General features: G+C 38.6%; 6 protein-coding genes. All 6 read right to left on the bottom strand.

Annotation, left to right across the window (positions count from 1 at the left end; all coding sequences use genetic code 11):
• Positions 1–429, bottom strand: a 429-nt coding sequence (locus ABZA26_RS05255) for a nucleoside-triphosphatase (RefSeq protein ID WP_372713469.1), incomplete at its 3' end; no start/stop codon positions are given.
• 18 nt (positions 430–447) lie between these two features.
• Positions 448–843 carry a cobalamin B12-binding domain-containing protein gene (locus tag ABZA26_RS05250; protein WP_372713468.1) on the bottom strand — a complete coding sequence of 132 codons (396 nt, stop codon included), beginning with the start codon at positions 841–843 and terminating at the stop codon, positions 448–450.
• Between the two features lie 34 nt (positions 844–877).
• Positions 878–2,554 (bottom strand): methylmalonyl-CoA mutase, encoded by a 1,677-nt coding sequence (locus tag ABZA26_RS05245; protein ID WP_372713467.1) that lies wholly within the window; start codon positions 2,552–2,554, stop codon positions 878–880.
• A 46-nt stretch (positions 2,555–2,600) separates the two neighbouring features.
• Positions 2,601–4,103 carry an acetyl-CoA hydrolase/transferase family protein gene (locus ABZA26_RS05240; RefSeq protein WP_372713466.1) on the bottom strand — a complete coding sequence of 501 codons (1,503 nt, stop codon included), beginning with the start codon at positions 4,101–4,103 and terminating at the stop codon, positions 2,601–2,603.
• Between the two features lie 183 nt (positions 4,104–4,286).
• Positions 4,287–5,651, bottom strand: coding sequence for a hypothetical protein (locus tag ABZA26_RS05235; RefSeq protein ID WP_372713465.1), 1,365 nt, complete (start codon positions 5,649–5,651; stop codon positions 4,287–4,289).
• 319 nt (positions 5,652–5,970) lie between these two features.
• The coding region (locus ABZA26_RS05230; protein ID WP_372713464.1) for a DUF3870 domain-containing protein at positions 5,971–6,295 on the bottom strand (325 nt) is incomplete at its 5' end.

Genomic DNA, 6,295 nt, shown 5'->3' with positions numbered 1-6,295 from the left:
TTCAACAAATATATACTCACATCCATATATATCCAAAACATCAACAGCTATTCCTGTAGCTTCTGAGATTCCTCCCAGATTTCCTCTAGCACCCATTGATCTAATAAAAACACCTGGGTCTGTATTAAGATCGCTCATTCTTATTCTATCTCCTAGTATAGCTCCACCCGTGAATGGACTAGTAGGATCTACAGCTATAACCCCTACCTTGTGCCCTGCGGCTCTGCATACTTTTACAAGTTTGTCTGTCAAAGTACTCTTCCCTGCCCCAGGAGGGCCAGTAACGCCTATAACATAGGCGTTACCAGTTTTGTGATAAAGCTCTTTTATCACTTTTAAAGCCTCTTGTTGTCCGTTTTCACCCATGGATATCAATCTAGCAGCAGCCCTTTTTTTACCTTCTAAAAGTCCTTGCTTAAAATCTTCCATAGCATATCTCCTAAGAAACTATTTTTTTACGTTAGCTTTGATGTAATCAATTGTTACTGTTGTAGGAGTACCTGGAGTGAATATTTCTGCACATCCGTTTTCTTTTAGGAAAGGGATATCGTCTGCAGGGATTACTCCTCCACCTACGAATAATATATCGTCTGCTCCTTCAGCTTTAAGAAGTTTTGCTATCTTTGGAAGTAATGTGCTGTGAGCTCCTGAAAGGATGCTGCAAGCAACTACATCTACGTCTTCTTGAATTGCAGCATTTACTATCTCTTCAGGTGTTTGACGAAGTCCAGTGTAGATAACTTCCATTCCTGCGTCTCTTAGTGCTCTTGCTACAACTTTTGCTCCTCTATCATGTCCATCAAGACCTGGTTTAGCTACTAAAACTCTAATAGGTTTATCCATTTTTAAAATCCTCCTAAAATCGATTATTAAATTATTATAACTTAATGCTTTGCTTGTATTCTCCAAACACTTCTCTCATAACACCACAGATTTCTCCAAGAGTTCCGTATGCTCTTACAGCATCAACGATATATGGCATTAAGTTTGCGTCAGTTGAACATGCAGCTTTTAAAGCAGCTAATTTTTCAGCTACAGCAGCATTGTCTCTCTTAGCTTTAAGTGCGTTTATTTTATCAGTCTGCATTTGTCCTACAGCTGGATCTACTTTCAATAGATCTTTTGGTGCATCTTCTTTTATTATGTACTTGTTCATACCAACGATAACTCTGTCGCCTCTTTCGATATCCATCTGGTAGTCATAAGCAGCATCCATGATTTCTTCTTGGATATAACCTTTTTCTATAGCAGCTGGTGCTCCACCAAGTTCGTCAATTTTCTTGATGAACTCCATAGCTTTATCTTCGATATCTTTTGTTTTTGCTTCTATATAGTAAGATCCTGCTAGTGGATCAACTGTATTAGTAACTCCACTTTCTTCTGCTACTATCTGCTGAGTTCTAAGTGCTACCATTACTGATGCTTCAGTAGGAAGAGCTAGAGCCTCATCTTTAGAGTTTGTATGTAGTGATTGAGTTCCACCCATTACAGCAGCAAGAGTTTGGATTGCAACTCTTACGATGTTGTTTTCAGGCTGTTGTGCAGTAAGAGTAGATCCTCCAGTTTGAGTATGGAATTTAAGAGCCATTGATTTTGCACTCTTAGCTCCGAATCTCTCTTTCATGATTTTTGCCCAAAGTCTTCTTGCAGCTCTGTATTTTGCTACTTCTTCAAGAAGGTCATTATGAGCGTTGAAGAAGAATGAAAGTCTTGGTGCAAATGTATCTACGTCAAGTCCGGCTTTTACAGCTGCATCAACATATGCAATACCGTCAGCAAGAGTAAATCCTACTTCTTGAGCAGCAGTAGATCCAGCTTCTCTGATATGGTATCCAGATATTGAGATTGTATTCCACTGAGGTACTTCTTTTGAACAATATTCGAAAATATTAGTTATAAGTCTCATTGATGGAGTAGGAGGGAATATATAAGTTCCTCTCGCAATGTATTCTTTAAGGATATCATTTTGGATAGTTCCTCTAAGTTTTTCAGCAGAAACTCCTTGCTTCTCAGCTACTACTATGTACATAGCAAGTAGTACAGATGCAGGTCCGTTGATTGTCATTGAAGTACTTACTTTACCAAGATCGATTCCTCCGAAAAGGATCTCCATATCAGCTAGTGAGTCGATAGCAACTCCAACTTTTCCAACTTCTCCTTCAGATAATTCGTGATCTGAGTCATAACCTATTTGTGTAGGAAGGTCAAATGCAACTGAAAGTCCCATAGATCCTTGCTCGATTAGGTATTTATATCTTTTGTTAGATTCTTCTGCAGTTGAGAATCCAGCATACATTCTCATTGTCCAGAATCTACCTCTGTACATTGTTTCTTGTACTCCTCTAGTAAACGGGTACTGTCCAGGGAATCCTAATTCTGACATGTAGTCTACGTTTTCAACATCAGCAGGTGTGTAAAGTCTCTCTACAGCTTCTCCTGATCCTGTTACGAAAGTTTTTCTCATTTCAGGTCTTTTCTCAAGACCTTTTTTTACTTTTTCATCATACTTTGCAAATCCTTCTTTTACTTCAGCGAGTTTTTCCGCTTTGAACATATAAAGTTCCTCCTTGAATAAAATAATTAGTTTGTTTGAAATCTATCTATTTAATTTTCATGCTGCCGGTTTTAACAAATCTGTCGTGCCAAGAAAGTGCTTCTCCGATAAGGTGTGGTTCATGACCTCCGGCCTCTTTCTCTGCTCTTTCAAGATAGTCTAGTAATGCAGGTCTGTAGTCAGGGTGAGCACAGTTATTGATTATAGCTCTGGCTCTCTCTCTAGCTGTAAGACCTCTTAAATCTGCTGTACCCTGCTCAGTAACGATTACCTGTACGTCGTGCTCAGTATGGTCTACATGAGACACCATAGGTACGATAGAAGAGATATCTCCACCTTTAGCTGTGGAAACTGTAGTATATATTGAGATGTAAGCATTTCTAGTGAAGTCACCAGATCCACCTAATCCGTTCATCATTCTGTTACCCATAATCATAGTAGAGTTTACGTGTCCGTACATATCTACTTCTATGGCTGTATTCATAGCTATTACACCTAGTTGTCTTGTAAGAATCGGGTTGTTTGAAATCTCCATAGGTCTTAGTATACAGTATTTTGCATAATGTTTCATGTTTTCTTTTAATTTTACAAGTCCTGTAAGAGACGGAGTAAATGATGTACCAGATGCAACTCTTACTTTTCCTGCATCGATAAGGTCAAACATGGAATCCTGAATAACCTCAGTAAAACAAGTAAGATTTTCAAAGTCAGAATCTACTAGTCCACCTAATACTGCGTTGGCAACAGATCCTACACCTGATTGAAGAGGCAGAAGATTTTCTGGAAGTCTTCCAGCTGCAACCTCTTTTTTGAAGAATTCGATGATGTTTGCAGATATTTTTTTAGAATCTTCATCTATTTCCCCTAAAGGTCTTACATTATCAGGAATGTCGCACTCTACGATTGCTACTATTTTAGCAGGATCGCAAGGAATATAAGTAGTACCTATTCTGTCTCCTGGATCTCTCAGTGGAATAGGCTCACTGAATGGTGGCTTTTTAACGCTATATATGTCGTGACAACCTTCAAGTGCCATAGGTTGAGTCGAGTTGATTTCAACGATTACTATATCTGCATTTGCAATTCCCTGTGGAGATACTCCTACAGATGTTGTAGGTATTATTCCTCCGTCTTCTGTTATTGCCAGTGCTTCAATTACAGCTACATCTATGTTTCCAAAGAATCCGTAGTCTATGTATCTTGGTACATGGCTAAGATGCATATCTTGGTATGCTACTTTTCCGCTGTTTAATGCTTTTCTCATGTCGCCGTTTGTTTGATATGGGAATCTTCTTGCGATAGCTCCTGCTCTTGTAAGTGCTCCGTCTAATTCATCCCCTACTGACGCCCCTGTAATTAGAGTAAGGTTATATTTTTCTTCTGAGGCTTCTGCCATCTTTGCTAATGCAAGAGGTACTGCCTTTGGATATCCTGCTGGTGTAAATCCGCTTGTAACCAGTGTCATTCCTGGCTTGATTAGTTTTGCTGCTTCCTCTGCTGTCATTACTTTTTTCTTGAGTTCTTCACAACGAATACGTTCATTTAGCATATACTTTATCCACCCCGTCTTATAATATAGTTTTGCTTGTGTTTGAAATCCATTACATTCTATATATTTTAAAACTAAAATTCCTTTTTAATTTACAAACAAATTTTTAAGCGGAGCACAAACCCAGTTATATTAATGTCAATATACTGTGATTTGTGTCCGCCGTGTTTAAAAGATTGAAGTTTACATAGGTAGTTTATGTAATATTATTGTAAACAGAACCATTCCGAAAAGTGCAAACGGATATGTAGCTCCGTATCCTGCTGCTGGGTCATCATTACCTACTGCATCGATTGCAACTCCTAGTCCTGGAGTAGAAGTCATACCTCCACAGATAGCTCCTGAAAGCATGATCCAGTTGATTCCTAGTACATATTTACCTAGTATGAATCCTACAGTCATAGCTACAGTTCCAACCATCAGTGATACGAATGCAAGGAAAAGTCCAGATCCAGTAAGTGAATCAATAACTGCAAATCCATATCTCAATCCTACGATAGCTAGGAAAAGTGCAAGTCCTACTTCTCTTATTGCTGCAAGGATTTTCTTGTCCATTCTAAAGTGGAACATTCCGATCTTACCGATATAACCAAATACCAGTGCTGCTATAAGTACTCCACCTGTAGAACCTAGACTGAAATATCCAAGAGGTCCTAAGAATACTTTTATCTTACCTATGAAATAACCTACTGCACATGAAAGTATAAATGCTGTAAGGTCAAAAGATACAGTTTCTATCTCTTTTACTCCGCCAACTGCTTCTGCAGATGCCATCTCTTCATTGAATTTTTTGTATTCTGCGTCTACATCTAGTCTAAATAAAATTGGGAAAAATCTCATTGCCAATATAACTATTATTACTCCGAAAGGATATCCTATCGCGTGTCCTACTCCTACTCCTGCCTCGGCTCTTACTAAGAACTTATCTACTTGTGCAGGTGTAAGTGAAGCTGTATTCTCAAGTGTAAGTGTCTCATCACCTAGTATGTGTAAGATTCTTTGTTTGTTATGATCTGTCTGACCATCATATGTCTCTGCCCATCCTCTAGCATGATCTCTGGCAGTCTCGATAGCTGCTGCAAGTCCTGGTGAACTTGTAAGCGCTCCCGTATAAACTCCTGAAACTTCATAAGGATTCGCCTCTTTACTTAACTTTGTAAGGAAGTATGTAGTAGCTGCTCCTAAGAAAGTAATTACAAATCCAAGAATTATAAACTTGGCACCGTATTTCTTTATAATAATACCGATCTTGTCTGCTGCAAGAAGTCCTACTGCAGCAACGAATAGTATCAAGAAAAGCAGAAAGAACATTTTATCAACAACAGATATTGATAAAAGTTTTTTTGCTGCCTTTACATGTGTTGCCGCATCTCCCGCTGCAACGATGTCTCCTGCCATTTTTTTGACAGCCCATCCCATTCCAAGTCCAGTAAACAGTGTCCCAGAAGTTCCTATCTTCAGTATTTTACCAAGTATCATTCCTGTAACAACTGCAACGAACATCAATACAAACTGGTCCATCATAAAACTAATTAAATCAAATTTCATAATTCCTCCCTCTTTTGTTTTGGTGAAAATAATAACTCGTATCGCCTCTAGTATTCCTAAAAGTTGTACACGCAAGGTCAGCAGGGCTGGCCCGAAAGATTCTTAAGATAATGTTAGGGTCCGGATCCTATTTTCTCAAGAAAATTTTAGTATGTTTCTATAAAATAAAAAAGCTGATCTACTCTCTCTTTGGTCCATACCTTATAGCGTGCATTTAAACATACTTCACGCTTAACATACTTCTCTTAAAGAAAGTAAATCAACTTTTATTTTACCGGGTAGAAGAATAAAGGGTCGCTTTATTCCAGCGGCAAAACCGTCACTTACTATTTTCCAGGGCCTTCCTGTTTTCTAAAGCTTTGAGATACCTATCACAACATATTTTCGTAGCAGTTATTAATGCTTTCCTAGTGGAACCATGATAATCGTTTCTGAATTTATGCTCGAGACCGCTGATGTCTGTCAGCTTCTCACCTTCTAGTATCCTTTTTACAAATTCCCTAGCTAATTGCGTCACTAAAGAACAGTCTGCTTTAATAATCTCTCCAGTATCTACATCTACCTCCATACTCACGCCTATCACTGAGTACACATCTGATGCAGAGATCCCTCCTGGTATTTTCGAATACCCTGTGACTAAGACT

The organism is Ilyobacter sp. (assembly GCF_041583315.1).
In the GTDB taxonomy this organism is placed as follows: Bacteria; Fusobacteriota; Fusobacteriia; order Fusobacteriales; family Fusobacteriaceae; genus Ilyobacter.
Note: the sequence above shows the minus strand (reverse complement) of the source record. Positions and strands in the feature narration are given on the sequence as shown.

Coding starts and splice junctions, on each gene's coding strand:
- ABZA26_RS05250 (WP_372713468.1), bottom strand. CDS start 843: ATGGATAAACCTATTAGAGTTTTAGTAGCTAAACCAGGTCTTGATGGA.
- ABZA26_RS05245 (WP_372713467.1), bottom strand. CDS start 2,554: ATGTTCAAAGCGGAAAAACTCGCTGAAGTAAAAGAAGGATTTGCAAAG.
- ABZA26_RS05240 (WP_372713466.1), bottom strand. CDS start 4,103: ATGCTAAATGAACGTATTCGTTGTGAAGAACTCAAGAAAAAAGTAATG.
- ABZA26_RS05235 (WP_372713465.1), bottom strand. CDS start 5,651: ATGAAATTTGATTTAATTAGTTTTATGATGGACCAGTTTGTATTGATG.